The organism is Rhizobium mongolense subsp. loessense (assembly GCF_900099775.1).
GTDB classification, from domain to species: Bacteria; Pseudomonadota; Alphaproteobacteria; order Rhizobiales; family Rhizobiaceae; genus Rhizobium; species Rhizobium loessense.
In genome coordinates this window covers 34,683-60,669 of record NZ_FMTM01000016.1, presented here as the reverse complement: position 1 = coordinate 60,669, position 25,987 = coordinate 34,683, and the positions used below count along the sequence as shown (strand labels likewise).

The 25,987-nt window shown below is 60.0% G+C and carries 25 protein-coding genes; 13 read left to right on the top strand and 12 right to left on the bottom strand.

The features are described 5' to 3' along the window. Positions 1-51: 51 nt before the first annotated feature. From BLP23_RS30060 to BLP23_RS30045, 4 genes are all read right to left on the bottom strand, one after another. Positions 52-2,724 (bottom strand): cation-translocating P-type ATPase, encoded by a 2,673-nt coding sequence (locus tag BLP23_RS30060; protein WP_139187139.1) that lies wholly within the window; start codon positions 2,722-2,724, stop codon positions 52-54. 207 nt (positions 2,725-2,931) lie between these two features. Next, the gene (locus tag BLP23_RS30055; protein WP_092588414.1) at positions 2,932-3,915 is read right to left on the bottom strand and encodes a zinc-dependent alcohol dehydrogenase family protein; all 984 of its coding nucleotides are present in this window, start codon (positions 3,913-3,915) and stop codon (positions 2,932-2,934) included. A gap of 173 nt (positions 3,916-4,088) precedes the next feature. Beyond that, positions 4,089-4,373: a hypothetical protein gene (locus tag BLP23_RS35410; protein ID WP_208603215.1), complete on the bottom strand. Its 285-nt coding sequence runs from the start codon at positions 4,371-4,373 to the stop codon at positions 4,089-4,091. 156 nt (positions 4,374-4,529) lie between these two features. Continuing rightward, the gene (locus BLP23_RS30045; protein ID WP_167364037.1) at positions 4,530-5,357 is read right to left on the bottom strand and encodes a universal stress protein; all 828 of its coding nucleotides are present in this window, start codon (positions 5,355-5,357) and stop codon (positions 4,530-4,532) included. 295 nt (positions 5,358-5,652) lie between these two features. Here BLP23_RS30045 and BLP23_RS30040 point away from each other — a divergent pair, with 295 nt between their 5' ends. The 3 genes from BLP23_RS30040 to BLP23_RS30030 all read left to right on the top strand — a co-directional run bounded on the left by BLP23_RS30040 (position 5,653) and on the right by BLP23_RS30030 (position 8,098). Then, on the top strand, positions 5,653-6,489 hold the full coding sequence (locus BLP23_RS30040) for a universal stress protein (protein ID WP_092588362.1): 837 nt from the start codon (positions 5,653-5,655) through the stop codon (positions 6,487-6,489). A gap of 338 nt (positions 6,490-6,827) precedes the next feature. After that, positions 6,828-7,253 carry a hypothetical protein gene (locus BLP23_RS30035; RefSeq protein WP_092588361.1) on the top strand — a complete coding sequence of 142 codons (426 nt, stop codon included), beginning with the start codon at positions 6,828-6,830 and terminating at the stop codon, positions 7,251-7,253. Continuing rightward, positions 7,250-8,098, top strand: a complete 849-nt coding sequence (locus BLP23_RS30030; protein ID WP_233426863.1) for a Crp/Fnr family transcriptional regulator — start codon at positions 7,250-7,252, stop codon at positions 8,096-8,098. The genes BLP23_RS30035 and BLP23_RS30030 overlap by 4 nt, the downstream gene beginning before the upstream one ends. A gap of 551 nt (positions 8,099-8,649) precedes the next feature. Here the strand turns inward: BLP23_RS30030 and BLP23_RS30025 are convergent. Further along, the gene (locus tag BLP23_RS30025; protein WP_092588359.1) at positions 8,650-9,165 is read right to left on the bottom strand and encodes an Hsp20/alpha crystallin family protein; all 516 of its coding nucleotides are present in this window, start codon (positions 9,163-9,165) and stop codon (positions 8,650-8,652) included. A gap of 292 nt (positions 9,166-9,457) precedes the next feature. Between BLP23_RS30025 and BLP23_RS33980 the strand changes: the two genes are divergently transcribed. Further along, entirely contained in the window at positions 9,458-9,637 is a 180-nt protein-coding gene (locus tag BLP23_RS33980; RefSeq protein WP_092588358.1) for a hypothetical protein, read from the top strand. A 273-nt stretch (positions 9,638-9,910) separates the two neighbouring features. Here the strand turns inward: BLP23_RS33980 and groL are convergent, their stop codons facing one another. From groL to BLP23_RS33975, 3 genes are all read right to left on the bottom strand, one after another. Beyond that, complete coding sequence (gene groL / locus BLP23_RS30015; protein ID WP_092588357.1) at positions 9,911-11,572, bottom strand: chaperonin GroEL; 1,662 nt, start codon at positions 11,570-11,572, stop codon at positions 9,911-9,913. Positions 11,573-11,972: 400 nt separating this feature from the next. Next, the gene (locus BLP23_RS35010; RefSeq protein ID WP_267890119.1) at positions 11,973-12,101 is read right to left on the bottom strand and encodes a hypothetical protein; all 129 of its coding nucleotides are present in this window, start codon (positions 12,099-12,101) and stop codon (positions 11,973-11,975) included. A gap of 26 nt (positions 12,102-12,127) precedes the next feature. Then, the gene (locus tag BLP23_RS33975; protein ID WP_167364035.1) at positions 12,128-12,517 is read right to left on the bottom strand and encodes a hypothetical protein; all 390 of its coding nucleotides are present in this window, start codon (positions 12,515-12,517) and stop codon (positions 12,128-12,130) included. 62 nt (positions 12,518-12,579) lie between these two features. Between BLP23_RS33975 and BLP23_RS30005 the strand changes: the two genes are divergently transcribed. From BLP23_RS30005 to BLP23_RS29985, 4 genes are all read left to right on the top strand, one after another. Beyond that, positions 12,580-12,840 carry a hypothetical protein gene (locus BLP23_RS30005; RefSeq protein WP_233426862.1) on the top strand — a complete coding sequence of 87 codons (261 nt, stop codon included), beginning with the start codon at positions 12,580-12,582 and terminating at the stop codon, positions 12,838-12,840. Between the two features lie 52 nt (positions 12,841-12,892). Next, positions 12,893-13,519, top strand: a complete 627-nt coding sequence (locus tag BLP23_RS30000; protein ID WP_092588356.1) for a DUF6448 family protein — start codon at positions 12,893-12,895, stop codon at positions 13,517-13,519. Between the two features lie 825 nt (positions 13,520-14,344). Next, the gene (locus BLP23_RS29990) at positions 14,345-15,034 is read left to right on the top strand and encodes a winged helix-turn-helix transcriptional regulator (RefSeq protein WP_092588354.1); all 690 of its coding nucleotides are present in this window, start codon (positions 14,345-14,347) and stop codon (positions 15,032-15,034) included. Positions 15,035-15,134: 100 nt separating this feature from the next. Continuing rightward, a complete protein-coding gene (locus BLP23_RS29985) occupies positions 15,135-16,376 on the top strand; it encodes an 8-amino-7-oxononanoate synthase family protein (RefSeq protein ID WP_092588353.1) in 1,242 nt (413 codons plus the stop codon). A gap of 34 nt (positions 16,377-16,410) precedes the next feature. Here the strand turns inward: BLP23_RS29985 and BLP23_RS29980 are convergent, their stop codons facing one another. Genes BLP23_RS29980 through BLP23_RS29965 form a run of 4 tightly spaced genes read right to left on the bottom strand, consistent with a single transcriptional unit; the run spans position 16,411 to position 20,329 of the window. Further along, entirely contained in the window at positions 16,411-17,454 is a 1,044-nt protein-coding gene (locus BLP23_RS29980; RefSeq protein ID WP_233426861.1) for an extracellular solute-binding protein, read from the bottom strand. 43 nt (positions 17,455-17,497) lie between these two features. Beyond that, positions 17,498-18,271, bottom strand: a complete 774-nt coding sequence (locus BLP23_RS29975) for an ABC transporter permease (protein WP_092588412.1) — start codon at positions 18,269-18,271, stop codon at positions 17,498-17,500. Positions 18,272-18,317: 46 nt separating this feature from the next. Next, positions 18,318-19,223 carry an ABC transporter permease gene (locus tag BLP23_RS29970; RefSeq protein ID WP_092588411.1) on the bottom strand — a complete coding sequence of 302 codons (906 nt, stop codon included), beginning with the start codon at positions 19,221-19,223 and terminating at the stop codon, positions 18,318-18,320. Positions 19,224-19,231: 8 nt separating this feature from the next. Further along, positions 19,232-20,329, bottom strand: coding sequence for an ABC transporter ATP-binding protein (locus BLP23_RS29965; protein ID WP_092588351.1), 1,098 nt, complete (start codon positions 20,327-20,329; stop codon positions 19,232-19,234). 213 nt (positions 20,330-20,542) lie between these two features. Here BLP23_RS29965 and BLP23_RS29960 point away from each other — a divergent pair, with 213 nt between their 5' ends. From BLP23_RS29960 to BLP23_RS29940, 5 genes are all read left to right on the top strand, one after another. Next, the gene (locus tag BLP23_RS29960; protein WP_092588350.1) at positions 20,543-21,253 is read left to right on the top strand and encodes a GntR family transcriptional regulator; all 711 of its coding nucleotides are present in this window, start codon (positions 20,543-20,545) and stop codon (positions 21,251-21,253) included. 89 nt (positions 21,254-21,342) lie between these two features. Continuing rightward, positions 21,343-22,704 (top strand): aspartate aminotransferase family protein, encoded by a 1,362-nt coding sequence (locus BLP23_RS29955; RefSeq protein ID WP_092588349.1) that lies wholly within the window; start codon positions 21,343-21,345, stop codon positions 22,702-22,704. Further along, positions 22,701-24,416, top strand: a complete 1,716-nt coding sequence (locus BLP23_RS29950; RefSeq protein WP_092588348.1) for an acetolactate synthase catalytic subunit — start codon at positions 22,701-22,703, stop codon at positions 24,414-24,416. Before BLP23_RS29955 ends, BLP23_RS29950 begins: the two co-directional genes overlap by 4 nt. Beyond that, positions 24,413-25,189 (top strand): SDR family NAD(P)-dependent oxidoreductase, encoded by a 777-nt coding sequence (locus BLP23_RS29945; protein ID WP_092588347.1) that lies wholly within the window; start codon positions 24,413-24,415, stop codon positions 25,187-25,189. The genes BLP23_RS29950 and BLP23_RS29945 overlap by 4 nt, the downstream gene beginning before the upstream one ends. Positions 25,190-25,203: 14 nt before the next feature. Next, the gene (locus BLP23_RS29940) at positions 25,204-25,923 is read left to right on the top strand and encodes a winged helix-turn-helix transcriptional regulator (RefSeq protein WP_092588346.1); all 720 of its coding nucleotides are present in this window, start codon (positions 25,204-25,206) and stop codon (positions 25,921-25,923) included. Positions 25,924-25,987 lie beyond the last annotated feature (64 nt).

Here is a 25,987-nt window from a genome sequence, read left to right as displayed (position 1 = left end):
CAATGTGCCCGCATTGATGAAGATCAACGCTGCCATGCCCCGTTGTCCCCGTCAGGGCTGCTCATTCAGCTCCGTCTTGAGATGCGGGCCGAGGGCCGGTCGTCGAGCGCTCAACGAAAGCCAGAGCTGCCCTGCAACAAGCGGCAGCAGGCTGGAGCCGATGGCAAGCGCCCAGCCTTCCATCCCTATCGACGCAATTTCCAGGGTTTCCGATAGTAACGGCACGTTTATCCCCGCAAACAGCAGTGCAAGGCAAAGTGCGGTGGCATACCAAACAAAGCGGTTTTGGGTGACGGAGTTAGACCAAAAACCACTCCCGCTCTCCCGCATGTTGAAGGTATGCCACAGCTGGGCAAGCGCGATGGTGACAAAGGAAACCGTCGTCGCCTGTTCGGCTGCCAGGCCAAGCCAGCGGATCGAAGAAATCAATGCCAAAAGCGTGGCGCCCGAAATTGCCGCTCCATAGACTGCGACAGAGAGCCATTGCGCCTTCGTGAGGATTGCCTCGTTGGGCTGGCGCGGCGGCCGGTCGAGTACGTCGTCTTCGCCTTCGCCGGCGGCAAGCGCAAAGGCCGGAAAGACATCCGTGACAAAGTTCAGGAAAAGAATTTGGAGCGGCAGCAGCGCCAGTGGAAGTCCCGTGAAGACGGCAATACCTACAACGAGCACTTCTGCCAGATTGCACGAGAGCAGATATGCGGAGAACCGGCGGATATTGGCGAAGATGATCCGTCCCTCGCGAACGGCATGCACGATGGTTGAAAAGGCGTCGTCGAGCAAGACCATGTCCGCAGCCTCTCGGGCCACATCTGTTCCACGTTGGCCCATGGCGACACCGATGTCTGCCTTGCTGAGAGCCGGCGCATCATTGACCCCGTCTCCCGTCATGGCGACCACTTCGCCTTCGCGCTGAAAGGCGCTGATCAATTCGAGCTTTTGCTCCGGGCTCACGCGCGCGAAGATCTGTCTACGAACGATCTCCTGACGCTCGGCCGCCGACGCGTCACCCAGCCGGGATAGTTCTGCGCCGGTCATCACCAACGCACCTGGCTCCGTCAGGCCAATCGCTTGCGAAATCCCAAGCGCGGTACTCGGGTGATCGCCGGTTGCCATGACGACGCGGATACCTGCCCTTCGTAACGCGGCGATCGTTTCCGGTATATCGCCTCGCGGCGGGTCGCGAAAAGCGACGAGGCCGTAGAAGACCAATGCGTCTGGAACCGGTTGATCCTGGAGCGCACGCGGATGAACGGCGACTGCAAGGACCCTGAGCCCTCTTGCAGCAAGTTCTTCACCGCGCCGCAGCCATGCCGTCCGTTCGGTCGCACCAAGCGGTTCCATTTTGATGCCGATCCGGTCTGCAGCCGCCAGCACTTCTTCGGGAGCACCTTTTACGGCAGCAAAGTGATTGTCGCCGGTCCTGTGTATGGTTGCCATGCGCCTGGTCGTGGTATCGAAGGGATGCTCGGCCACTTCCGGAAACGTCACAATCTGTTCCTTGCGATCGAGCCCTGCGAAACTTCCCGCGCGCAGGAGCGCGATCTCCATCGGATCACCGGTGCCGGAAAAGGCATGGCGGTCGTATTCCGCGTTTGAACACAAAACGCCGATCAGCAGTGCCTGCATGAGCTCCGGATCGGCCGAGGGATCGACGATGGCGCCTTCCTTCACGATGGTGGCCAGACCACGGTCAATGGAAAAATCACCGGAAGGTGTCAGAATTTGCTCAACCTCCATGCGATTTTCGGTAAGTGTGCCGGTCTTGTCGGTCATGATGACGGTCGTCGAACCGAGCGTCTCTACGGCTGCCAGGTTTTCGACCAGTGCGTTGTGCCGGGCCATGCGCAGCATGCCGCGTGCCAGTGTCAGCGTCGCCACGATGGGCAGACCCTCGGGGATGGCGGCTACGGCAAGCGCAATCGCCGTTTCCACCATCAAGAAGACCGGTCTTCCCGAAGAGAGCCCGGCTGCGGAAATGGCCGCGGCAAGTACCAAGGTAATCCATATGAGTTGCCGCGACAGAAACGCAAGCTGACGCTCAAGAGGAGAAACTCCGCCACTGGCCTCGTCGACCAGTTGGGTAATGCGGCCAAGTTCCGTGGCGAGACCGGTCCCCGTCACGATGCCCTCGCCACCTCCGCTCACGATGTGTGTGCCTTTAAAGAGCATGGCGTTGCGCTCGTGTAATCCGGCAAGTGCTGAGTCCGGTTCGATCCCCTTGCCGACCGGCACGGATTCACCGGTCAAAGCCGACTCGTCGATTCTCAACGTGGCGGAACTCGCGCACCGCATGTCCGCTGCGACGACGTCGCCTGCATCAAGAAGGACAATATCTCCGGGAACCAGCTTCTCCGCCGCGATCTGCAGCACATGTCCTGCCCGACGTACGCGCGCGCTGCGTTTTCCAAGTCGCCTTAGCGCTTCCAGAGAGCGAACCGCCCTCCGCTCTGTGAAATAGCCGATCGCCGAATTGATAAACAGCACTGCAGCTATGGCCACGGCCTGCTGATACTCGCCAAACGCAAGCGAAAGCGCGGTAGCGCCGGCGAGCAACAGCATGACCGGGCTGGCGAACTGCCGCAGCATCAGGCGAACATCCGAAAGGCGCTTTTTCGCCGTAAGGGCATTTGCGCCGAACAGCTGCAGCCGATGCTCGGCGTCCTTTTCGTCAAGCCCGCGGGCCGGTTCAACGCCGAGCGCAGCAGCGACTTCCAAGACGGTCATTGAATGAGCATTGCGGATGGGCGATGCGGCCGGCTCCAAATCAGTTCTCCCTTGAGTGTCTTTTGGTCGCTCTCTTCATTTCCGGCGCGGCAAGGACGATGGTGCTGGTCGTCCGGATGCTCTTTCCCACGCTTGGCGCAGATATCCATCCTTCGTCCACTTCGCTTTGATGAAGGTCAAGGTTCTTCGAGACCTCATGGCTTTGCCTCAGGGAACGATGACGGCCGCGCCGCTGAACCGGCCGGCGCGAAGATCTGAGAGAGCCAGGTTTGCCCGATCGAGGGGATACGAGACCGTATGTGTGCGCACGGCCGCCTGCCGGGCGATCGGAAAGAACTGCGCGGCGTCTTCACGGGTAAGATTTGCAACGGAAACAAGCTCCCGCTCTCCCCAAAGGACGGCATAGGGCATGGCCGGAATGTCGCTCATGTGAATGCCGCCGCAAACGACACGTCCGCCCTTGCGGACCGCCTTGAGGGCGGCCGGCACGAGGGTTCCGACCGGCGCAAATATAATCGCCGTGTCCAGCAGCACCGGCGGCCTGTCGTCTGAACTTCCCGCCCACGCGGCGCCGAGACTTATCGCGAAACGCTGCGCCTCATTGTCTCCACTACGCGTAAAGGCGTAGACCTCACGACCTTGCCATACGCATACCTGGGCGATGATATGGGCTGCCGCCCCGAAGCCGTAAAGCCCGATCCTTCTGCCGTCACCGGCCTTCTTCAGGCAGCGCCAGCCGATAAGCCCGGCGCAGAGCAAAGGTGCAAGCGAAACCGGATCATCTTTTGGATCAAGATCAAAGGCATAGGACGCATCGGCCACGACATCGGTGGCAAAGCCGCCATCGCGCGTATAGCCGGTAAACTCCGGCCGGTCGCAAAGGTTTTCAGCCTCCGACCGGCAATAGGGGCACACCCCGCAGCTGTGGCCCAGCCATGGCACACCGACACGGCTTCCTAATCTCGTGGCCGCGACCCCGTCACCGACGGCATCGACGATCCCGACGATCTCGTGGCCCGGCACGAGCGGCAGCTTCGGATTGGCGAGGTCGCCATCGATGACATGCAGATCCGTGCGACAAACGGCGCAGGCCTCCACCTTCAGTCTGAGTTCACCTCGCCCCGGTGACGGATCTGGCCGCTCGACGAGAACCAGAGGCTTTCCGATGGACTGAAGCGTCATCGCTTTCATGAACATAACCCTCCTGGATATGGATCCCCCGACCCTTCAATCCTGGTAGAGAGATCCTCCGAACCCATCCACAAAGTGTCACCATGGTTTGACGTCGTAATCGAGATCGCGAGCGGGTGAACAGCTCGAGCCACAATCACAATAAATCCGATCAGTATGGCATATGCCGCAGGTCATGACACCTTCGCGAGGATTTCGCCCGGTCCCGGAACGGAAACGCATTCGATGGATAGTGGTTTGCCGAATTCCTTCGCCAGCGCCGTCTTGATGATATTGATCATCAAGGCACTTGCCAGTTTGCGCTTGGCGATCAGGGCGAGACCGCGTTGATCGATCTTTGTCAGATGTCTTTCGATTTCCCATACCGGCAGATATGCGAGGTTCTTTGCAATTTCTCCTGAAAGGACCTCTTGAACGGATGGGTCGAGATGCTGGCGCAAGAATTGTTCCCAGCTCATGGGTGGGCGGGTGGTCCTCAGTCTCGATTTTCACCGGCGTTAAATTCAAATGTTCGCCGTCGCCGTCATCGCGCAAAAGCAATGCCTTGGCGGCATCACAGACAAGCACCCAGCTCCTTTACGGAATCTTGATCGTCTTCATAGTTCAAGCCTCCTTCAGTGCGCCATCAAGACCGGCAGTTTCAGTTGATCGATCATTGCCCTCGTCACGCCGCCGAAGATGCGCTCGCGCAACCGCGAATGACCATAAGCACCCATGACGATCAGGTCGGCGCCAATCTCTGCCGCGTGGCGAACCAGGACGTCTGCAATCGGCCGGCCGCAACTGGCAATCCGGTCGACCACGACATTGATCCCGTGGTGGGCAAGATAGTTGGCCATAGCGGCGCCCGGCTCGTCTCCGCTCTCAAACCTTGCGTGCGGCCCGTCAACAAGCACGACATGGACTTCATTTGCGGCAACGAGGTTGTCATGGGCTGCGCGTACGGCACGCCCTGCGCGGATAGTCCCATCCCAGGCGAGCAGAATCTTTTTCGGGCGTAAGGTCGCGAGACGATCGGGCAGAAGCATTACCGGTTGGCCGGCGTCAAACAGAACGCCGCTAAGGAGGCTGCGCTTCAGTTCAGGATCGCGCAATGCGCTTGAACCGATGAGCACGAGGTCAAAGCACAGTGCGCGCGCCGCAATGGCGGCGTCCGCCCAGGCGCGCTCGGGATAGATGCTATCGACCTCAAACGACAGCCCGGCCAAGGCGCATTGCTCCGTGCAGCGCAGCACTTCCGATTCAATACTTGCCAAGTCCCGGTCGCGTTTGTCGAGCCAGACTTCGCCGACCGGATAATCGCCGATGGTCGGCGGATCGGCAATTGCCGCAACCAGCACTGCGAGGTGATCATTTGCCTCTGCGGCCAAGGTCAATGCGTTTTGCACATCGATCTTCGAAGCCGTTGGAGCGATCACGAGTAGGATAGATCTCACGTCCATGAGGCTCATCTCCGCTTTTCCTGTTAACACTCTGGCCCTGCGGAGCGCCTGCGACATTGATGCTGATCAAAGGACAAAACGGCAGCGCGAAATTTCACCAGCGAAAGGATTGATCGCGTGCGCGAGGGCACGCAGTCTGCTCTGTGCAGGCCTGCAAGAAGCGGCCGCGCCGCCATCCTGGCATCAGTGACAAGCCGGGCCTGCCGGCTGGCGCCAGATTGACTCGGATCAAAGCATCTTTCTGGCCTATCGCTATCGTTAAACCATGCTCACTACCGAGCGTGGAGGCACGAATATGCGCTATAAGACCATTCTCGCCGTACTCGGCGTCAATCACTTCCAAGAAGATCTCAAGAACGCGATCGCCGTGAGCCAGTCAATCGAGGCGCACCTGTCGACAGTGATCATCGCAATGGCGGCGCCACCCCCCGGCGGCTCGTATGCCGAGGTGATCTCGACGGCATGGCTCGAAGAGCGTCAGGGCGATATTGACAAGCTTGCCGAGCAGGCCGGAAAGGCCAAGGAAATGCTCAAGGCCTCCGGCCTGTCTTTTGATGTCCAGGACATTTATACCGAATTTGCCTGGGCAGACGAAGATGTTGCCGATCGCGCACTCTATGCCGACCTGACGCTCGTCGGCCGTCAGGCAGGGCAAGACGGAGATCTTTTCAAACGCATTCTCGACGGCGCCCTGTTCCAATCACCTGCGCCTTTGCTCTATAACCCCACAGATCAGGCAGCCAACCTTGCACCGCGGTCGGTCTTGGTCGCCTGGAACTCCCGAATGGAAGTCGCCCGCGCAGTCCAGCAGGCATTGCCGGCCCTGCAGGCCGCAGGCGAGGTCCATGTCACGTTGATTGACCCGGTCGCAACTACGTATGCAAGTGGCGAAGAGCCCGGGGCAGACGTTGCCACATATCTTGCACGACATGGCGTTCCCGTTGCCGTCGATGTCCTTTCGAGCGCCGGCAGGCCTATTGACGAGGTATTAAAACAGCACGCGGTTGATGTTGGCGCCGAACTTCTGGTGATGGGCGCCTATAGCCATTCCCGCCTTCGGGAACGGATCTTTGGCGGGGTCACGCGGTCGATGTTTGAGACGGCCAGGCTGCCCATTTTCTGCAGCCACTGAACTGATCAGGGGCAGGCCTGCCCCGGGTGGGAGGAACACGATGTGTTGTTCGACCTCAGAAAGGGCGGCTAAAAAAGCCGGCCGCTCGCAGCCCAAGCGCTCGGCTCGAGCGGTCAAATCCGACGGTTGGCGCATCAGGCAGCTTACGTCAGGATCAATATCGGGCCGCTTGCTGAAGGCCTGTCGGTCATACGAGTGCTCACTGCCATGAGACGAGTTTCACGTGGAGTGAAACCCGTGACATCGAGCAAGCATCGCAACTGGCAGTGTTGCTCGAACACAAAGACTAAGACAGCGTCAGCCAACCGGAACTCACCGCTCTGAAAGGGAAAGGTGGCATGAACGACGGTTCCTATGAAATCGATATCCTTCGGCCGCACCTCGTGGATTGCGCCTATCTGCTCGTTCAAGCCGTCGTTCCGACACTTACACTTGCGGAATGGCAGCAGACCGTCAAAAGCTTCCTCAAACTGGAAAAGGTCGTTACCGCTACCGATAGGCAAGGCGTCGTTCGGGGCTTGTGCATCTACTGCATCCGCGACCATGAGGTCGTCGGCAAGCTTCTGGATGTCCCCTTCCTCGTCGCGGCGAGTGCGGCGGACGATGAGGGCGTGGCTCGTGCCTTGTTGAATCACGTGAAGGCCGTGGCCAACTCGGCTCGCTGCGCATCAATCCGGATATGGACCCTGGAGCCGGACAATTGGCGGCGCATGCGCGACCCTGCATTCTTCTCCCGCTGGGACCATGGCCTCATAATGGGATGAGGCGCTCGACTGTTACGAATTGTTACAAATTATTTCCCTTTATCGCGGATGTGGCATCAGCACGTTACGTGAGAGGCGTGAAGTACTGGCGGAGACTAACAGGGGGCTTTGCCATGTATGCCGCAACCGCTGCACAGAATTCCGGCCGTTTTCTCGCCAACACGGATGCGCCAGACCCGCCGCTGACACTAAAAGCGCTCTTCAGGAGGCAGGCGCTCAACCGAATTGAGGCAGGATCGACCCTTTTCCTCGAAGGGGATCAAGCAAAGCACCTTTATGAAGTCGTCGAAGGCGTTTTGCGCATCTTCAAGATCATCGGCGACGGTCGCCGCATCATTACGGGTTTTCTCTATCCCGGTGATCTCGTCGGCGTATCCTTAAGAGACCGTTACCTCTATAGCGCAGAGGCTGTGACGCTGACACGCTTTCGAACGTTCGGGCGTCGCGAGTTTCAAGATGCCGTGAATTCATCACCTTTGCTCCGGCCTCAACTTTTCGATCGCCTTTGCGATGAGATGGCCGCGGCCCAAAACCAGATGGTGCTGCTGTCGCGCAAAGGCGCGGAGGAGAAGGTTTGCAGTTTCTTGCTGGCGCGTCTGCGCCATCAACAGCAGATGAACCCGCTTACCATGGTGATCGACCTGCCGATGACAAGGCTGGACATTGCCGACTACCTTGGACTGACGACCGAGACGGTTTCCCGCACCATCACCAAACTTACAGGGAGCGGAATTCTCGTCCCGGAGGGGCGGCACGGCCTGCGGATCCTCAAAGCAAAGACTTTGGAAAACATTGCAGGCGATGACGACCAAGATGGCGACAATCGTGCAGCGCGTCGAAATTGAGCCTGTGGCATCGGAACGTCCGGGGCTTTGTCAAACAAAGCGATGGCTGCAGAGTTCCATCGCAAGATGAGCCTTTGCCTTCCGCTGCGTGATGTGGCGGAGGCAGTCGAGGAGGGCGTCCCGCTGCCGAGATAAGGACAGCTGGGCCGCAATGCTCGCTGCACCAACACAGCATCGCGAAAGATCTTTAACATCCCTCGGCTGGAGGCAACCTGCGAGCGGAGCGATCTGGTTTGCTTGTGAGTAGCGACAAATCCGACTGGAAAGACCTTGCTACAGGAGGCGCCGGCATTTTCATCCCGCAGGCCTGGCGAGCGCTTGCGGAAGGGTCTTCGCCAGACATCTTCGAAATTTAAGCAGCGCCGGACGTCAGTCATTGACCGGAGGCAACGACGTTGCCTCAGAAATGACGATGGTAGGAATGAGTTGTTTTCTTAGGCGACTTTCAACGACACTGGAGAGTTGGGGATGAGCCTCTTCGTGATGCGGCTTGAGCAGTCACAACCCTGCAGGCCGGCAAGGCGCCTTTGCGCCTCGCCGTCGCTGAACGCTCACCCTGCCTTGATGTCGATCTTGCGCGAGTTCTTTTGTACCTCGGCGCTTTTTGGAAGACTGACGGTCAGAATGCCATTCTTGAATGACGCTTCGATTTTTGCCGTATCGACACCTTGCGGCAGTTCGAAGCTGCGCTGGAACGCACCATAGCGCCGCTCGGAGACGTAGTATTCCTTCTGCTTGTCTTCCTTGTCTTCCTGCTTTTCGCCCTTGATCGTCAGCACATTGTTGGAAACCCGCACCTCAAGGCCACTCGGATCAAGGCCCGGCAGCTCGGCCGTAACCTCGTAGGCCTTTTCCTTTTCCACCAAGTCGACGGCCGGCGCGGTGATCGCGGCAAACGATCGGCCGAGCGACGGGCGGAACGGGCGTTGCCAGAACGCCGGCGTAAAGTCGTCGAACAGGCGGTCGATCTCCTGACGCAGGTTCTCAAAAGGCAGCCAGCCCGATGCCGGGGGTTTTGCCGGTTTGTCTTCAGATTTGACGGAAAGCTTCGTTGCTGTGTCGGCCATCTTCGTTTCTCCTCTTGTTTGAAGGATGAAGCGGCAAGCATTTGACCTCGCCGCAGCCGCCTGGCGACCACTCGCGCCGCGGTTGGATCATCAAACCTCATCCAAACCTCGCCGGCATTGATCACAGTCAAAACAGACGAACGGGACGCTCCGCTTGATGCGCATCAATGACTGCTTCCGCTGTCGGCTGCACATTGGATCGCAAATCTCGGGTGAACCAGGTGATGGACAAGCCAATCATGCTGCAAGTCTCATCTGCAATAACGCCGGTTCGTGTTGTCATCGGGGGTGCATGATGACACATTTTAATGATGGCGGCCGCTGGCTGCGTTGGCTGCTTCTCGACCATCTTCTTCTGATCGTCGTGATCCTGATGATTGCCGCGCTGCTCAGCACCCTCTACTTCCGGTCGGTGAATCAGGAGAGACTGAAAGACTATGAACTGCAGCGCTCGGTGGCTGCGCCGCTTTAATGAGGACCGCGCAGCGACTGCCACCGGCCGAAGACTTGCCTTGATCGGAATCTTCTCGCTTTCATGAAGCCGTCGTCTGAAACACTCGACGCCGTAGGACGCACGCCGTAGGACGCGATATCACCACATGGCCGCCATCCATTGCCGCCATCCATTCGGGCTGCTCCCGCGCCGACCGCGCTCTGGTCACCTCGCTCGCCATCGCATCGGCCGCCCCGGTCGAGCGGCCCATGCCTTCTTCCATTGCGACGGATCGCCGGTGCCCCTCGTCTGTCACCTCACCTGGTCAATGCTGTTCATCCTGGCCGCCCCTAGAAGGGACATTTCCGGACGAGCAGGGTTGTCGCGCGGTTCCTCAGGTATTTCCGTCATCGTCGCTTCCGTCAAAAGCAGCACGCTTGCAACGGAAACTGCATTCTCAAGCCCGACGCGAACAACTTTGGTCGGGTCAACGATGCCTGCAACAAACATGTCGGTGTAGATTTTTCTCTCGGCATCGTAGCCAAGGCTGCCGCTGCCCTCAAGGACCTTGGCGACCACGACGCCACCGTCAATCGATGAGTTGTCCGCTATCTGGCGGATTGGAACTTCGAGCGCGCGCTTGAGGATCTGCACGCCGGTTCGTTCGTCCCCCTCGCATCGCGCCTCTTCTTGCGTCAGTGCATCAGAGCAGCGCAACAACCCGATCCCGCCTCCTGGAAGAATGCCTTCTGCCACAGCAGCCTTGGTCGCATCGATGGCATCGTCGAGCGCTTCCTTCTTCGTCTTCATCTCCGCCTCGGTGGCAGCACCGACCTTGATGACCGCCACGCCGCCGGAGAGCTTCGCGAGGCGCTCCTGAAGCTTTTCCTTGTCGTAGTCGCTCTTGGTCTCTGCGATTTCGCGGCGAAGCTGTTCTACGCGCGCGGCAATTGCGTTCTTATTGCCCGCGCCGCCGATAATGGTTGTGGTCTCTTTGGTGATCACCACCCGTGCTGCACGGCCGAGCTGCTCCAGGGTCACCGTATCCAGCTTGATACCGAGGTCTTCAGACAGCACCTGGCCTCCCGAAAGGATCGCGATGTCCTGCAACATCGCTTTGCGGCGGTCTCCGAAGCCCGGAGCCTTGACGGCACAGTTGTGCAGCGTTCCGCGTATCTGATTGACGATAAGCGTCGCCAGGGCCTCGCCCTCGACGTCTTCGGCAACCACGAGCAACGGCATAGTGGCTTTCGCCACCGCCTCAAGCAGGCCAACGCAATCGTTAAGCGCATTCAGCTTGCGATCGACGAGAAGGATTGCTGCCTCCTCCAGAACGATTTCCATGCGTTCGCTGTCGGTTACGAAATACGGCGAGATAAATCCACGGTCGAACTGCATTCCCTCGACGACGTCGAGTACGGTTTCCGTCGTCTTGGATTCTTCGACCGTGATGACGCCCTCGTCGCCGACCTTTTCCATTGCGTCGCCAATCAGGGCGCCGATCGTCGCATCATTGTGAGCTGAAATCGTGGCCACCTGGACCTTCTCAAGCTTTCCGGTGACTGGTTTGCTGTTTTCCCTGAGCCGGGCTACAGCACATGAAAGGCCACGATCAAGGCCGCGCTTGATGTCGATCGCACTCGCGCCGGCAACGACGTTTCGCAAACCATCGGAGAAAATTGCTTGAGCGAGAACCGTCGAGGTGCTCGTCCCGTCGCCGACAATCTCGCCTGTCTTTTCCGCCGCCTGCCTTAGCATGCGAGCGCCAAGATTCTCCTCCGGATCCTTGAGGTCGAACTCCTTTGCGATGGTCACGCCGTCGTTGCAAACGACTGGCGTTCCCCACTTCTTTTCAATCAAAACCGCCTTCGACCTGGGTCCAAGCGTCACGCGCACCGCGTCGGCGAGCTGAGTTGTGCCCTTGAGAATCTTTTCTCGCGCAGCTGAACGGAAAAGAACCTGTTTGTGTGCCATGACATCACCTCCGTTAACCACAGTATGGCCGATAAACGGCGTCAGGCTTTGATCCGGATCAAATCGAACGGATGCGGCGTGGAATTGAGATTGGAAAGACAGCGCGCGTCTCCGGAGAATCGCGATACCACGGCCAGGCGGATAACTAACGGCTGCGACCGATTGCCGGCTTTCCCGGCGACAGAAATTCGCTGTCAGGAGACCGGAGTAGAAAAAGTTTCCCTGTCTGAGACTTCTTCGCCGTGCGGCCCTGCAGCAGCCAGTGCCTCAGATCAAGACGAGACGTTCGTGCTTCGGATCAGTTTGCATTTTTAGCGAGAGGCGGCGGACTTGAAGGTCGCTCGCGCGCGAAAACCAATCGGCCCTTCATGCGACGACCATCCAAAACCACCATTCCTCTTCAAGGCGTAATCGCCCGCAGTTCGGCGGCGCAGCCCTGCAATATCGTCTTTGCCGCCTCATATGCTTCCTCGATCATCATGCGCTGCATATGTAGAAGAGGCGTTTCCGCCGGAAGAGCGAAAACCAATGATAACTCCGGTGCCATCTCAGTTATCAACTGTACTGGTAGGCGTCGCGAGCGGCAGGCGACTTTGATCGTCTCGCTTGTCGCCTCCAATGCGCCTCAAGCGTGATATCATGCTGGGGAACCTGGCGGCCGGAGCCCGGGCTGAACTCGAACTCGCGGCAACACTTCCAACAAAGGCAGGGAACAGCGCCGTCAAAGCGCAATGCCGCAAATCCAGTACCTGATTTTTGTGCGATAAGAGCAGTCCCGGCAGTTAGTCCGAGATAGCTGTGCGCTTGGGAGGAGCAAGCGATGGTTTCAAGATCCCTGAGCCGCTGAAAGCAGAGCACGCAGATCTTCACGCAGAACTGGTCGATGCAATGAGCGCAGGCGGCCATACCGATGAAGCGGCGGCGAAAGTCGCGAAACTGCTGCATCCTCATCTCGTCCGGGAGGAAGAGTTCGCCCTGCCTCCGCTTTGTTTCTTGCGCCGTTGGCGATGGGAACTGTCGCGCCGGGCATCGCTGATGTTCTCGCCCTAACAGACAGGCTCGAGGCCGAACTGCCCGGCATGCTCGCCGAGCATAAGCAGATCGTGACGGCGCTCGGCGATCTCGTGGCTGCGGCGGACGCCGAGAAGAAACCGAAGTATGCGCATTTTGCCAAGAGGTTGATCTCGCACGCCCGCACCGAAGAAGAAGTCCTCTACTCGGCCGCGCTCCTCGTCGGCCGCTACTTGAAGCTCAGACTTGGAAGGTAGGCGCGCTCGCGAAGCTATTTTCCGGCAGATAGATTCTCAGGAGGAACTCACGATGGCGAAAATTCTCGCTTCCTATGCCCTACTTGTCGGGCTTGTGCTTGTGCCTATGAGCGCTCGTGCCCATTGCGACGCCGCGGATGGTCCCGTAGCCACAGCAGCAATCAGGGCTCTTGATACCCGGAACGTCAATCTCATCCTACCCTTCGCACCGGCCCAGGTGGAGCCTGAGTTGAGTGCCGCCTTCAAGCAAGCCCTCAGCGTGCGCGAGAAGGGGCCGGAGGCGAAGGCGCTGGCTGATCGCTACTTCATGGAAACCGCAGTGCGGCTCCACCGCGCGGGGGAAGGAGCGCCCTATACCGGGTTAAAGCCGGCGGGCACGGATTTTGGACCCGCGATCCCTGGCGCCGAGAAAGCGCTTAAGATCGGCAAGTCAGATGAGTTGACTGCACTCATGGCGGAGCAAGTCGCCCATGGCATTGAAGACCGCTACCGCGACGCGATTGCTCACAGCGCAGCGAGGATGGAGCCGACCACAGCAGCTGAGGTCGGTATGGCCCGTGAGCGCGTGAGTGCGGAACTCGCCTTCATCGGATATGTCGAGGGCATCTACCTCGCGACGAAGGGCGGCGCACATGTCGAAGCCGCGGCCACTCAGGATCACCATCAAGGCGCGGAGTGACGTGTCCAATCGGCCCTTACAGGCCGGTGGTGCGGTAGCTGTGGAGGGGCGGCGGCGAGCGTCCCGCCAAGAGGAGCGCGGCCGACATCGAGCGCGCCGCCGCACTGTCGGGGCAAACTTGCCCCGCCACATGCTTCGGTCAATCTCGACGACGAGGGCCGCGAGGACAAGAATGACGCCGCGACCCAGGACGCCCAGATCAATCCTTCCGGCGAACCGTGGGCCGATACCCACCGCCAGGCCGGAGAGGGCAACGGTCAGAATGGTGATCTTGACTGTCGCTGCCTTCCCCGCTCATCTCACCTTCAGTTCTCCTTGTTCCGTTCGTCGAAGATGTCGAAACACCCCGACCCAGAAGGCGAAGTCGCCTCTCCGCCCATCACTGCGCGCGTGGATGGCACACCAGGCGACAGCCGTTCTCGCGCCGGTGCCGTAGAGTGAGGAGGCGGCAGCCGCCGCCGCTTCCATTGTAGTACCAGCGCCCAGCGACGCTTCAAAACAATTTTGTTGGTTCAGACCTTTGTCACGCATCCACTCGTCCCGTCACCGTCCGGCGCGGGTTGATCGAAAGACGATTGCCGGACGTCAATCCCTGCGGGCCACGATCACGTGCCGTCCTTGGCAATCAGCTACGAGTGCTTGCGTTGCAGCTCACATTATGTTGCAACAAAAAATGAAGGTCAAGCCTTCATAAATCACGTAAAGCGTGTTTAATAAACGAACTTCCCGTACATGCACCTATTGGAGGTGGTTTTGCCGTTATCTGCCCTGTACGATGTAACATCAAAAATGGCTTTTTATCGCAGGCCGTCCGCGAGGTACCAAATGACACCCCGTATCGCAATCCTATCGACGGATGCGGACTACTACCTCATGCTCTCCCACGTTCTCTTGGCCGCAGGCTATTCGACAGTTCTGGCCGATGGATCCGAGGCAGCACTGGCATTGATCACCGAGAAAAAGATCGAAGTGTTGCTGATCGACTGCCAGCCGGCGTCCTCCATCCTTTCAGATATTTCCGACCGGCTGAAGACGTCAGGTCATTCAACAGACGTGCTTCTCGTCGCTCTCGTTGCCGAAGGGGTTCCCTATATCGATATCCTCAAGGCTGAGGTCGATGAGAGTTTCATTCGCCCGATGAAGCCAGAATGGCTGCTGTCTTATCTTCATGGCCGTCTTAAAGCGGGCCCCAATGACGCTGCCGGTCGCTCCGCCATTTCGGGTCCAGACGATCTTCGGCTCGATGCCGGAGCAAGACGCGCGCTTGCAAACGACAAGCCGGTCGGCCTCAGCCCAATCGAATTCCGGATACTCAGCACTTTGATGAGCACACCCGGGCGGGTGTTCGGCCGGCCCGAGTTGATCGAGGCAGTCTGGCCAAAGGCGAATTTCGTGGACCCGCGAACCGTCGACGTGCATGTGGCGAGATTGCGCCGCTCCCTGCACGAGGCTCTCGGCCGCGAGGTCATCCGGACCGTTCGCGGCGAGGGATATGCTGTCGAAATGAAGGAATGAACCTTTCGGACCGTCACAGAATCTTAAGGAAAAATTCGGGCTGGCTTCGTTGTATGAACGTGGGGCTCCTCCTTACGCTTAATGGATCAGGGAGGGTCCCATGCAGAACGAACAACAGCAAAATGCGGTGATGCCAGCGCGGCATCGCAACACCGCAAGTCTCATCCATACCTCGGCGCCGCACTTTGCCGCGGCACATTCGAAGGGCCTTATGGCGCTCTATGCGAGGCCGCTCGCAGGGCGAAAGGCCGAGATACGATCGGCAAAAGGCAAGACGAGAGCTGTCACCGATTTCGTGCGGTGTTCCTATCTCGGGCTCGACAACCATCCGGCGATCGCGGCCGGTGCGATGGCAGCCGTCCTGGACTACGGGACCCTTCACTGGTCCTGCGCGCGAACGCGACTGAATTTTGCCGCGCTCGGCACCCTCGAAGAAGCCCTATCGGATCTGTTCGGTGCGCGTATCATTACATACACGACGGTGCTTGCCGCCAACATGAGTGCATTGCCACTGATCGCTTCGGGCGCACTGACAGAGGGTGTGAAGCCCGTCATGGTTTTCGATCGTCTTGCCCATGCAACGCTCGCCTTTAACAAACCGGTCGTCGCCGAGGAGACAGATGTCCGCACGATCGCTCATAACGACCTTGCCGCACTCGAAGAGATCTGCGAGGCACACCCATGCGTCGCCTATATCTGCGACGGCGTCTATTCCATGGGTGGCAATGCGCCCATCGCCGAGCTTCTGGAACTCCAGCGGCGCTATGGATTGTTCCTTTATATCGACGATGCCCATGGCGTTTCGATCTACGGCGAGAAGGGCGCGGGTTTTGCCCGTTCGCAGATGCCAGGTGGCCTTGGCGATCGGACAATCATTGCAGCCTCTCTCGGCAAGGGCTTCGGAGCTTCTGGCGGCGTCCTGATGCTAGGGACGGCGCCACAGGAGGAGATCTTTCGCCGTTTCGCCATTGCCCATGCCTTTTCGGCTTCGATCAATGTTGCCGCAATCGGGGCTGCCATGGCCTCTCAGAGGCTCCATCGCACGGATGAGCTCGGGCAGCGGCAGCAGAGGCTTGCGGCAAACATCGCGCTCTTCGACGAACTGGTGCCGACCGCCCAGTCCGGATCGACACTCCCGATCCGCACCGTTCTCATCGGCGATGAATTGGCTGCGATCAACGCCGCAAGACGTGTTCTGGTCGCGGGCAGCTATGTGTCGGCCATCTTCTTTCCGACAGTTGCTTCCGGGCGGGCCGGACTGCGCGTCTGCCCGACCGCCGATCATACTGTCGATGAGATCAGGGCGCTTGCCCTGGCAATCGACAAGGCACTGGAGCTGTAGGGAAGCAAGCCGGATCTTTCGACCCGACACATCTTCAGCGGATCCAGGCGTTCCAGCGCTCCAGTAGCAAGGCGGCATTGGCATTGATCCATGCGGCGTCCGGGATGACGATATGATCCCGGATGTCTTCCTCGCTCGGAAGCGCTGCACGGGCCGCCGGCGACATCGCCGTGATCGCCTTGCTGCTTGGCGGGGTGCACAGTAGCTCCTCGCAGACGCGCGCCTGCGCGTCCGGGCTGTTCAGCCAGAAGGCGATCAGCTTCAGGGCATTTTCCTTGTTCGGCGCTCCCTTGATGACGGTCAGACGATCGCCGACCAGGAAGGACGCTTGATTGGACCAGCCGATGGCGCGACCCTCGGCCTTCAACGCATTGGCTCGCGTCAGCCAGATCTGGCCGATGCTGTAGTCGCCGTTGCGGAAGCCCTGGACACTCTGGTCACCCGTCTTCCACCAGACGGAGATGTCGCCGCGAATGGTCTCGAGCTTGGCGAGCGCTCGATCGATATCGAGCGGGAAGAGCCTCTCCCGCGGTACACCGTCGGCAAGCAGGGCAGCCGCCATAACGCGCCAGGGATCGTCGAAATTCGGAAAGGCCCGCCCGCCCGCAAAGCGCTTTGTATCCCACATGTCCGCCCATGTCGTCGGCGGTCCATCGGGGAACGCGTCGGATTTGTAGGCCATCAACGTTGCCGTCGAAAAAAGCCTGGCACCGGCACCGATGCAGGCGTCCTCAACGAGGTCCGGCCGATCCTTGAACCCCTCGCAGAAGACAGCGAGGTCTTCCGATGTCGCCTTGTGATTGTCGGAACCCGCCTGGATTTCTCCATCGGGATAAAGATCCCAGGTCACATTGCCGGTCTTGACCATGGCCGTTGCCTTGGCGCGCATCTCGGCATTGGTCGCAGCCACCGAAACGACCTTGATCCCGGTGCTCGCGGTGAACGGATCGAACCAGAACTTCCTCAACGCAGCGTCATAGGAGCCACCCGTCGTTGCCACGACAACACGCTCCTCGGCAACTGCCGGCGAAACAACGGCGAACTGCAGGGCAGCCGTGCAGGCGGCGATAAATGTCATTGACCTCTTCATGTCTTTCCTCACGTGATGAAAGTTCGACCGCCTACTCCTCCCGGCGGCCCTTCAGGAGTTCGACCGAGCCCATCAACAAAAGCGAGATTGCGACCATCAGGGTCGAGACCGCGGCGATGACGGGCGTCAGGTTGAAATCGATGTCTTCGAACATCTTCCGGCTGATCGTCTTGCCTCCCGTATCCGAGATGAAGAAGGCGACCGTCGCCTCGTCGAAGGAGGCGAGGAAGGCGAAGACGGCGGCCACTGCCACGGCAGGCGCTATGTTCGGCAGGACCACGCTGAAAAATGCCCGTGTTCGCGAAGCGCCGCAGCTGAGCGCCGCACGCTCGAGCGCCGGATCGAAACGTTCGAGTGCTGCGCTGACGGTAATCACCACATAGGGGATCGACAGGACGCAATGGGCAATCAGAAAGCCGCTGAAGTTGCCGGTCAAGCCGATTGGCGAGAAGACGAGATAGAGCGCGACGCCGAAGACAACATGGGGAACGATCATCGGGGCCATCGCCAAAGCCTTCAGAGCGTCCCGGCCGGGCAGGCTCCCGCGCACGATCGCAAGCGATGCCAGCGTGCCTGTCGCAGTCGCTGCAACAGCGGTCGAAAGCGCAATCTTCAGACTGAAGATGGTGGCTGCCCGCCAGTCCGGATCGGCGAGATAATCGAAGTACCATTGCAGCGTCAGCCCGCGGGGCGGCAACTCGATATAGGCCGTTCCGTTGAGAGACATTGGAACGATGAGAAGCGTCGGCATCAGCAGGAAGAACAGGACGGCGCCGATTCCGACACCGCCCGCGAGCCGAACCATTGTCGTGCGGAGCGGATGGCCGATGGTGCTTGCTGCGACAGATTGATCAGGCGACACTGTTTATTCCTTTGCTGATCGAAAGTGCGCGGCGGAAGACGAGGACGAAGAGCAGCGTTACCAGGAGCAGGACGCTCGAAAGCGCTGCTGCAAACGGCCAGTCGAGAACGACCGTGGTCTGCTGGGCAATGAGGGTCGCCATGGTCATGGCTTCCGGTCCGCCGACGAGTGCTGGAGTGATGTAGAAACCGATCGCCAGGATGAAACACATGACGCAGCCGGCAAACACGCCCGGTAGCGACAGCGGCAGGACGACGCGCAGGAAAGTCGCAAGCGTACCGGCGCCAAGACTGCGGGCCGCGAGCGCATAGTCCGGGGAGATCGAGCGCAACGCATTGGCGATGGGCAGGATCATGAACGGCATCAGCACATGCGTCATGGCCAGGATGACCGCGCCGTCGGTATAGAGCAATTTCAGCGGCGCGGCGATGAAACCGCTCTCGACAAGAAAGGCGTTGACGAGGCCGCTGCGCTGCAAGAGTACGATCCAGGCATAGGAGCGCACGAGCACCGACGTCCACAATGGAACGAGAACGGCCGCGGCAATGACGAGCGCCACGCGGCCCCGCGCTTTGGACATCGCCAGAGCGACTGGATAGCCGAACACCAGGGCAAGCAGTGTGACGATAGCGGCAGTCGAGATCGTGCGCGACAAGACGCCGAGGTAAAGCGGTGTCGCAAAGATGCGCCGGTATTGTTCAAGATCCAAAGCGGCGTCGCCGAAGCTCATGATCACGAGGCGCGCAATCGGATAGAGGAAGCCGATCGAAAACAGGACCATCAACGGCATCAGGAGAACGAGTGTCAATGTTGGTCCGTAGCGCCCAGCCGGTGTCGCTGCTCGAAGGCGAAGCGCCGGCCTGACGAGGCGTCCAGCTGTTGGTGCGGCCGACATGTCCATGCTCACGACCCTTGCCTTTCGAATACATGCAGACTGTCGCGGTCTGCCACGATGTCGACCCGCGCGCCGGCATTGAGACCGGCCGGTCTTGTATTGTCGGATGTCTGGATCTGGATAAGCGGACGGCCATCGGTCTCGGCGCGCACCAGATGCAGGTCGCAGGCTCCGGTAAACACACTCGCTTCAAGCGTTCCGGGAATGACGTTCCTTCCGCCTTTGCCGCGTTCCGTCAGGCACAGCTTTTCCGGGCGCATGGCAAGCTTCAGCCGCGCGCCTGGACGGATCGTGCCGTTGACGCTGCTTGCCTGCAGCACGACGGTCTCGCCAAGCCTTACCGCATGGGAACCCTCATGAAGGCCAAGATAGATCCCCTCGGCAAAGCTCATTCGGCCGATGAAATCGGCAACGAATGCGGTTTGCGGCTGCCGGTAAAGCGTTGCAGGGCTTCCCACCTGGACAATCTCGCCGGCAGCCATGACGGCGACCCGATCCGACATGGTGAGCGCCTCCTCCTGATCGTGCGTGACATAGATCACCGTCGCGCCAAGGCGTTGCTGAAGCTGCTTGATCTCCAATTGCATGGCCTCTCGCAGCTTCTTGTCGAGCGCGCCGAGCGGCTCGTCCATGAGGAGCACCGGTGGCTCGAAGACGATGGCACGGGCAACCGCGACGCGCTGCTGCTGGCCACCTGACAGTTGATGGGGATAGCGGCTGGCAAGGTCACCGAGCTGCACGAGTTCGAGCGTCTCGGCCACCTTGTGTTCCCGTTCGTTTCGCGGCAGGTGGCGCATCTTCAGCGGAAAGGCGATGTTTTCGGCAACAGTCATGTGCGGAAAAAGCGCGTAGCGCTGGAACACCATGCCTATGTCGCGCCGGTTAGGCGCGAGCTGCGTGACGTCCCGCCCGCCGATGACGATGCGCCCGGCGCTTGGTGTCTCAAAGCCGGCTATCATGGTCAGAAGCGTGGTCTTTCCCGAGCCCGACGGTCCGAGGATCGAAACGAATTCTCCAGCTTCGACCTCAAGCGTCACGCTTCGAACCGCGGTATGGGCGCCATATTGCTTGCATGCGCCGTCGATGAGTATGGGGGCACCGATCAAGTTTTCTCCTCCTACTTGAGCCGTCCGTACGGTCCGAAGACATGGCTTTGCCGCTCCGGCGGCGGGTCTTTCCAAAGCGCCCGCGCCGCAATCTCCGCCTGACGTTGCGGATGTTCACAATCTCGTTATGCTGTTACATTAAACCGTAATATTCCGGTAATATGTGTTTTGTTGCAACAAAAATGCGACATGTCAATGCCAGGGGGAGAAAAAATGGTCGAAGATGCAACTGCGAGTGTTTCTGGTTCGGAAGGACACCAGGGGAGGCTCAGCGATTATGTCTATGAATCGCTCAAGGATCAGCTCACCCGAGGCGCCTACAGCCCCGGCAAAAAGCTGCCGATCCGCACAGTCGCCGAGACTTTGGGCGTCGGATCTACTCCGGCGCGCGAAGCGATCAATCGGCTGGTCTTCGAAGGCGCCTTGGTGATGTCTGGTCCGAAGACCGTCATCGTTCCCTATCTCGATCTTGCGGGGCTTTATGAGGTGACACAGATGCGGCTCGCCCTCGAGGGGCTTGCGGCCGAAAAAGGTGCCGCCAACGCAACCGCCGAAACCGTCGAAACTCTTTTGAAATTACAGGAGAAAATTAGCCTTTCCCTTGACGAGATGCGCTACCGGGATGCGCTTCACGTCAATAAAGAGTTCCATTTTACCATCTATCGTCTTTGCGGCATGCCGCATCTTCTCTCGACGATTGAAGCTTTATGGCTGCGTGTCGGATCCTCCTTCCACGATCTCTATCCGGAATTTGCCGAGCAGCGATACGGCGTCCACAACCACATGGTCGCCATCGAGGCTCTGGCCGAGGGTGAGGCGTCCTTCGTGCGAGCGGCCATGGAAAATGACATTCGCGACGGCTACAGGCGCCTCAAGAAGGCGGCCATGTCGCGCGTCGGCCATCGCGCTGCACCGTCCGGTTGATCTTTTTTGTTGCAACTTCTTCGACATTGTGATTTTTGTTGTAACATAATTGCAATGTTCGGACGCGCGGTGCGTCCCGGAGGAAGAAGATGCTTCATACACGTGACATTTCCGGGGACCGGCCGCTGTCGCGCGCCCGGTCCCATCATTTTTTCAACAGAGGGCGGAAGATCTTTCCCGCGGGCGTGACGCGGGTGACCGTCGAGCGTCAACCGGTGCCGCTCTACATTGCCCGCGGCGAAGGGGCTTATGTGCTCGACGTCGACGGCAACCGGTTCTTGGATCTCAACAATAATTTTACCACCTTGATCCACGGCCACGGTTTCCTGCCGGTCGCCGACGCCGTTGTTGACCTCCTTCACCGCGGAACCTGCTTTTCCAATCCGACGGAACACGAAATCGCCCTTGCCGAACTCCTCGCCGAGCGCATTCCGGCGATCGAACACGTTCGCTTCGTCAACAGCGGGACGGAAGCCGTGATGTTTGCGATCAAAGCCGCACGTGCCTATACGGGCCGGACCGGCATCGTCCGCGTCGAGGGCGCCTATCATGGCGCCTATGACTGGGCCGAGGCCGGTCAGTCGAGTTCACCGACGCGTTGGGGGGATGGGTCGAAACCCAATGCAGTTCCCGCCTATCGCGGGACGCCCCCGTCGGTCGCCGACGATGTCGCCGTCATTCGCTTCAATGATGTCGAGGGCGTCGAACAGCGAATGGCAGACCTTGGCGCAAGAACGGCCTGCGTCCTGATCGATCCCATGCCCAGCCGTGCGGGGCTGATCGAGCCGAAGGCGGATTTCCTGGAGGCACTGCAGGCTGCCGCGCGCAAGCATGGCGTTCTCCTCGTCGCCGATGAAGTGCTCAATCTGCGCCAGTCCTATCGCGGCGCCTCGGCCCGCTATGGCCTTGAACCGGATCTGATTGCCTGCGGCAAGATCATCGGCGGCGGCTTTCCAGTGGGCGCTGTCGGCGGTCGGACAAACGTCATGAGCGTCTTCGCCAACGACAAGGGAAAGCCGCTCCTGCCGCAGGGCGGAACATTTTCGGCAAACCCCGTGTCGATGGTGGCCGGCCGTGTTGCGATGGAGGCGATGACTGAGGACGCCTTCGACGGTCTGGAGCGCCTTGGTGATCACGTCCGGACCGGATTGCAGGACGCAATCGATCGCACCGGGGTGCCGTTCAGCGTCAGCGGCGCCGCTTCGCTGTTTCGCATCCATCCGAAGAAGCAGGCACCCAGCGACTATCGAAGCGGCTATCCGACACAGGGCGAAAACGACATCAATACCGCGCTTTCCGATTATTTCCTCCACCGCGGCATCCTGCTGCCGAACGGCGCCGCCGCCTGCCTGTCGACCGCAATGACTACTTACGACGCCGATGCGGTCGTCACGACCTTCTCCGACTTCCTCTCGACCCCTGCCGCTCAAGAATTCGAGGCCTCACGATGACACATTCCCCTGACATGTTGACAGTCGCGGAGCGAATTGCGCTCAGCTTGAAGCGGCACGACGTATCAATCGTCTTTGCCCAAAGCCTTCCGTCCGCCGTCATTCTCGCAGCCGAAGCGATCGGCATCCGGCAGGTTGCCTACCGGCAGGAAAACATGGGCGGCACGATGGCCGACGGCTATGCGCGGCGGTCAGGAAAGGTCGGGGTCGTCGCCGCCCAGAACGGTCCGGCGGCAACTCTTCTCGTTCCGCCGCTCGCCGAAGCCCTGAAGGCCTCCGTGCCGATCGTTGCCCTCGTTCAGGACGTCGAACGGGATCAGGCGGATCGCAACGCCTTCCAGGAACTTGACCATCTGGCGCTCTTCCAGCCCTGCACAAAATGGGTGAGAAAGGTGATGGTTCCCGAACGCATCGACGACTATGTCGACGCCGCGTTCACCGCCGCGGTATCAGGGCGACCGGGGCCCGTCGCCCTGCTGCTTCCCGCCGACCTCCTGCGCGCCAAGATCGAGGCGCCGGCGCTGCGCCGGTCGGTGAGCTTGGGACGATGGCCCCTTGACCGCAACCGCCCGGCGGACGCAGACATCGCGCGGGCTGCGGCAATGATCGCCGCGGCACGGGCGCCCGTCGTCACCGCCGGCGGCGGCGTGCATGCGAGCCGTGCCGCTCAGTCGCTGGCAATGCTCCAGGAGGAAGCATGCCTTCCCGTATTGACGACCAATATGGGCAAGGGTGCCGTCGACGAACATCATCCATTGTCGGCAGGTGTCCTGGGCGCGCTGGTCGGTCCAAGATCGCTCGGCCGCCATACGCTTGCCCTTGTCCAGGAGGCGGATGTCGTTCTCCTCATCGGGACGAGAACCAATCAGAACGGCACCGACAGCTGGCGCCAGATTGACCCGGCCTCGACCGTCATCCATATCGACGTCGACCCTTCGGAAATCGGACGCACCTATGAAGCCCTCAGGCTAGCAGGTGATGCAGCAGAGACCATTGACGCGTTACGGGCAGCCCTTGCGACCCGCGATCTGTCGAAACGTCGCGCCGCGCGTGCGGAACTGGCCGCACGCATCGCCAGCTGCTGGGCCATGTTTGACGCCGAACGGCAAGGCCCCAGTCATTCAGGTGCAACTCCGATCCGACCGGAACGGATCATGCGCGAGCTGCAATCGCAATTGACAGCAGATACGACGGTCGTCGCAGACGCGAGCTACTCCTCAATGTGGGTTGCAGGACAGCTCCGGTCGCTTTCAGCCGGGATGCGGTTTTTGACGCCGCGCGGTCTTGCCGGTCTCGGTTGGGGATTGCCGCTTGCGCTGGGGGCAAAGCTTGCCGATCCGGACAAGCCCGTTGTCGTCCTCGTCGGCGACGGCGGTTTTGCCCACAGCTGGGCCGAGCTCGAGACAATGGTCCGAAGCAACATCCCTGTGCTGATCATCGTTCTCAACAACGGCATCCTGGGGTTTCAGCGCGATGCAGAGACCGTAAAGTTCGGACGCTTCACCAGCGCCTGCCATTTTGTCGATGTCGATCACAGCCAAATCGCTGCAGCCTGCGGATGCCCGGCTGTCCGTGTCAGCGTCGCCGACGGGCTTGCCGAACACATCCGCACGGGTCTATCCGGCAATAAACCCCTGATGATCGAGGTCTTGACCGATCCCGAGGCCCATCCGCCGCTGTCACTCTTTGCCGCAATGGACGAGGCGGCATGAGCACCGGCGGGACCGGGCGGGTTGCGGTCATCAGCGGCGGGACCACTGGCATCGGCCTTGCAACTGCCCGTCGGTTCCTGAGGGACGGATATCGCGTCGGCGTTTTCGGGCACAGCGCCGAGAGCGTAAGGCAAGCCGGCGCCAGTCTTGCCGAGAGCGTCGAAGCGGGTCGCGCGGTCGCCTCGCAGGTCGATCTTCGCAAGCCCGAAGCCATTCAGAGCTTCTTCAATGATATCGGTGCGCGCTTTGGCGCGCCGTCGGTGCTTGTCTGCTGCGCCGGGGTCTCCCCGAAAGGCAACAATGGCCCGTCACTGGTCGGCACCATTCCGCGCGGGGAATGGGATGACGTGCTTTCCATCAATCTGACGGGTGCCATGCTGTGCTGCCAGTACGTTTTGCCCGATATGCAGAACAACCGGTTCGGGCGCATCATCTTCGTAGGATCGCTCGCTGGCCGAACGCGACCATTGATTGCCGGGCCGGCCTATGCGGTCTCGAAGGCAGCCCTTGCCGGATTGTCACGTTCGCTTGTAACCCAATACGGACGTTTCGGTATCACCGCCAATGTTGTTGCGCCCGGCCGAATTCTGAGCGGAATGACGGGTCCGGCTTCAAGCGATGTCAATCGTCAGGCGATTACGCGAATTCCGGCCGGCCGCTTGGGGACAACCGACGAGGTCTCGGCCGCCATCGCTTTTCTCGCGTCCGACGAGGCAGGTTTCGTCAATGGCGCGATACTCGACGTCAATGGCGGCGAGTTTACGCCAAGCTGAGAGGAGGGGCTGCGATGGAAAATCGGGTGCTGATCTGCACAGAAGATCCGGAGCTCTATCTTCTCTTAAACCACATCCTGTCCGTAGAAGGTTTTCCGAGCCAGCTCGCCGACAGTGACGCCGATGTCGAATGTTGTCTGCAGAAAGGCGGGCTGCTTGCCGTCATCGTCGATGGTGTTGCGTGGCGCGGCGACATCGTCGCCCTTTGCAGCCTGTCAAAACAGGCCGGACTTGCCGTCGGCGCGTTGATCGCCGGCGACATGCGAACCACGCATCTGCAGATGATCAAGGCCGGGCTTGACGACGGCATCATGCAACCGCTTGCCCCCGAACGCCTGCTTGCCTTTCTCAGGCACGCACGTCGTGCGGCCGGTAATCCGTCTGCCTTTGGTGAAGGCTCGCAGTCAGCTTTGCCCGGCGATATATCGGTTTCGTCCGATTCAGAGCACGTCACGATCGGTGGAAGGCATCTGGCACTAACCTCCATCGAAGGTCGAATCCTTGAGACACTCATTCGCCACGGCAACAGGACCTGCTCCCGGGGCGATTTGCTGACTGCCGTCTGGCGAGTGCCGCACGACGTTGGCGCCCGCACCGTGGATGTCCATATCGCTCGCCTTCGAAAGGCTCTGTCGGCCTGTCATGACGTTCGGATCAAGACGGTCTATGGCGAAGGATATGCGCTTGTTTCAACGAGAAAGGGCGAGGGGTTAAGCGCCGCGGCGAGGCGATGATGTCATTATCATGGCTTACGTTGGTCGTGGCTCGCCTGCAAGATCACAGATGTGGTCGCCGTCG

What these genes read in the sequence shown, in the direction of transcription:
- BLP23_RS30030 (WP_233426863.1), top strand. Translation starts at nt 7,250, where the DNA reads ATGAGGCGCTCGACTGTTACGAATTGTTACAAATTATTTCCCTTTATC.
- BLP23_RS29970 (WP_092588411.1), bottom strand. Translation starts at nt 19,223, where the DNA reads ATGTCGGCCGCACCAACAGCTGGACGCCTCGTCAGGCCGGCGCTTCGC.
- BLP23_RS30045 (WP_167364037.1), bottom strand. Translation starts at nt 5,357, where the DNA reads ATGGACGTGAGATCTATCCTACTCGTGATCGCTCCAACGGCTTCGAAG.
- BLP23_RS35410 (WP_208603215.1), bottom strand. Translation starts at nt 4,373, where the DNA reads ATGAGCTGGGAACAATTCTTGCGCCAGCATCTCGACCCATCCGTTCAA.
- BLP23_RS29960 (WP_092588350.1), top strand. Translation starts at nt 20,543, where the DNA reads ATGGTCGAAGATGCAACTGCGAGTGTTTCTGGTTCGGAAGGACACCAG.
- BLP23_RS29945 (WP_092588347.1), top strand. Translation starts at nt 24,413, where the DNA reads ATGAGCACCGGCGGGACCGGGCGGGTTGCGGTCATCAGCGGCGGGACC.
- groL (WP_092588357.1), bottom strand. Translation starts at nt 11,572, where the DNA reads ATGGCACACAAACAGGTTCTTTTCCGTTCAGCTGCGCGAGAAAAGATT.
- BLP23_RS29950 (WP_092588348.1), top strand. Translation starts at nt 22,701, where the DNA reads ATGACACATTCCCCTGACATGTTGACAGTCGCGGAGCGAATTGCGCTC.
- BLP23_RS30005 (WP_233426862.1), top strand. Translation starts at nt 12,580, where the DNA reads ATGGGAACTGTCGCGCCGGGCATCGCTGATGTTCTCGCCCTAACAGAC.
- BLP23_RS33975 (WP_167364035.1), bottom strand. Translation starts at nt 12,517, where the DNA reads ATGCAGCAGTTTCGCGACTTTCGCCGCCGCTTCATCGGTATGGCCGCC.
- BLP23_RS30055 (WP_092588414.1), bottom strand. Translation starts at nt 3,915, where the DNA reads ATGAAAGCGATGACGCTTCAGTCCATCGGAAAGCCTCTGGTTCTCGTC.
- BLP23_RS30035 (WP_092588361.1), top strand. Translation starts at nt 6,828, where the DNA reads ATGAACGACGGTTCCTATGAAATCGATATCCTTCGGCCGCACCTCGTG.
- BLP23_RS29975 (WP_092588412.1), bottom strand. Translation starts at nt 18,271, where the DNA reads ATGGTTCGGCTCGCGGGCGGTGTCGGAATCGGCGCCGTCCTGTTCTTC.
- BLP23_RS30025 (WP_092588359.1), bottom strand. Translation starts at nt 9,165, where the DNA reads ATGGCCGACACAGCAACGAAGCTTTCCGTCAAATCTGAAGACAAACCG.
- BLP23_RS29990 (WP_092588354.1), top strand. Translation starts at nt 14,345, where the DNA reads ATGACACCCCGTATCGCAATCCTATCGACGGATGCGGACTACTACCTC.
- BLP23_RS29980 (WP_233426861.1), bottom strand. Translation starts at nt 17,454, where the DNA reads ATGACATTTATCGCCGCCTGCACGGCTGCCCTGCAGTTCGCCGTTGTT.
- BLP23_RS29955 (WP_092588349.1), top strand. Translation starts at nt 21,343, where the DNA reads ATGCTTCATACACGTGACATTTCCGGGGACCGGCCGCTGTCGCGCGCC.
- BLP23_RS30060 (WP_139187139.1), bottom strand. Translation starts at nt 2,724, where the DNA reads ATGACCGTCTTGGAAGTCGCTGCTGCGCTCGGCGTTGAACCGGCCCGC.
- BLP23_RS30000 (WP_092588356.1), top strand. Translation starts at nt 12,893, where the DNA reads ATGGCGAAAATTCTCGCTTCCTATGCCCTACTTGTCGGGCTTGTGCTT.
- BLP23_RS29985 (WP_092588353.1), top strand. Translation starts at nt 15,135, where the DNA reads ATGCAGAACGAACAACAGCAAAATGCGGTGATGCCAGCGCGGCATCGC.
- BLP23_RS30040 (WP_092588362.1), top strand. Translation starts at nt 5,653, where the DNA reads ATGCGCTATAAGACCATTCTCGCCGTACTCGGCGTCAATCACTTCCAA.
- BLP23_RS29940 (WP_092588346.1), top strand. Translation starts at nt 25,204, where the DNA reads ATGGAAAATCGGGTGCTGATCTGCACAGAAGATCCGGAGCTCTATCTT.
- BLP23_RS33980 (WP_092588358.1), top strand. Translation starts at nt 9,458, where the DNA reads ATGATGACACATTTTAATGATGGCGGCCGCTGGCTGCGTTGGCTGCTT.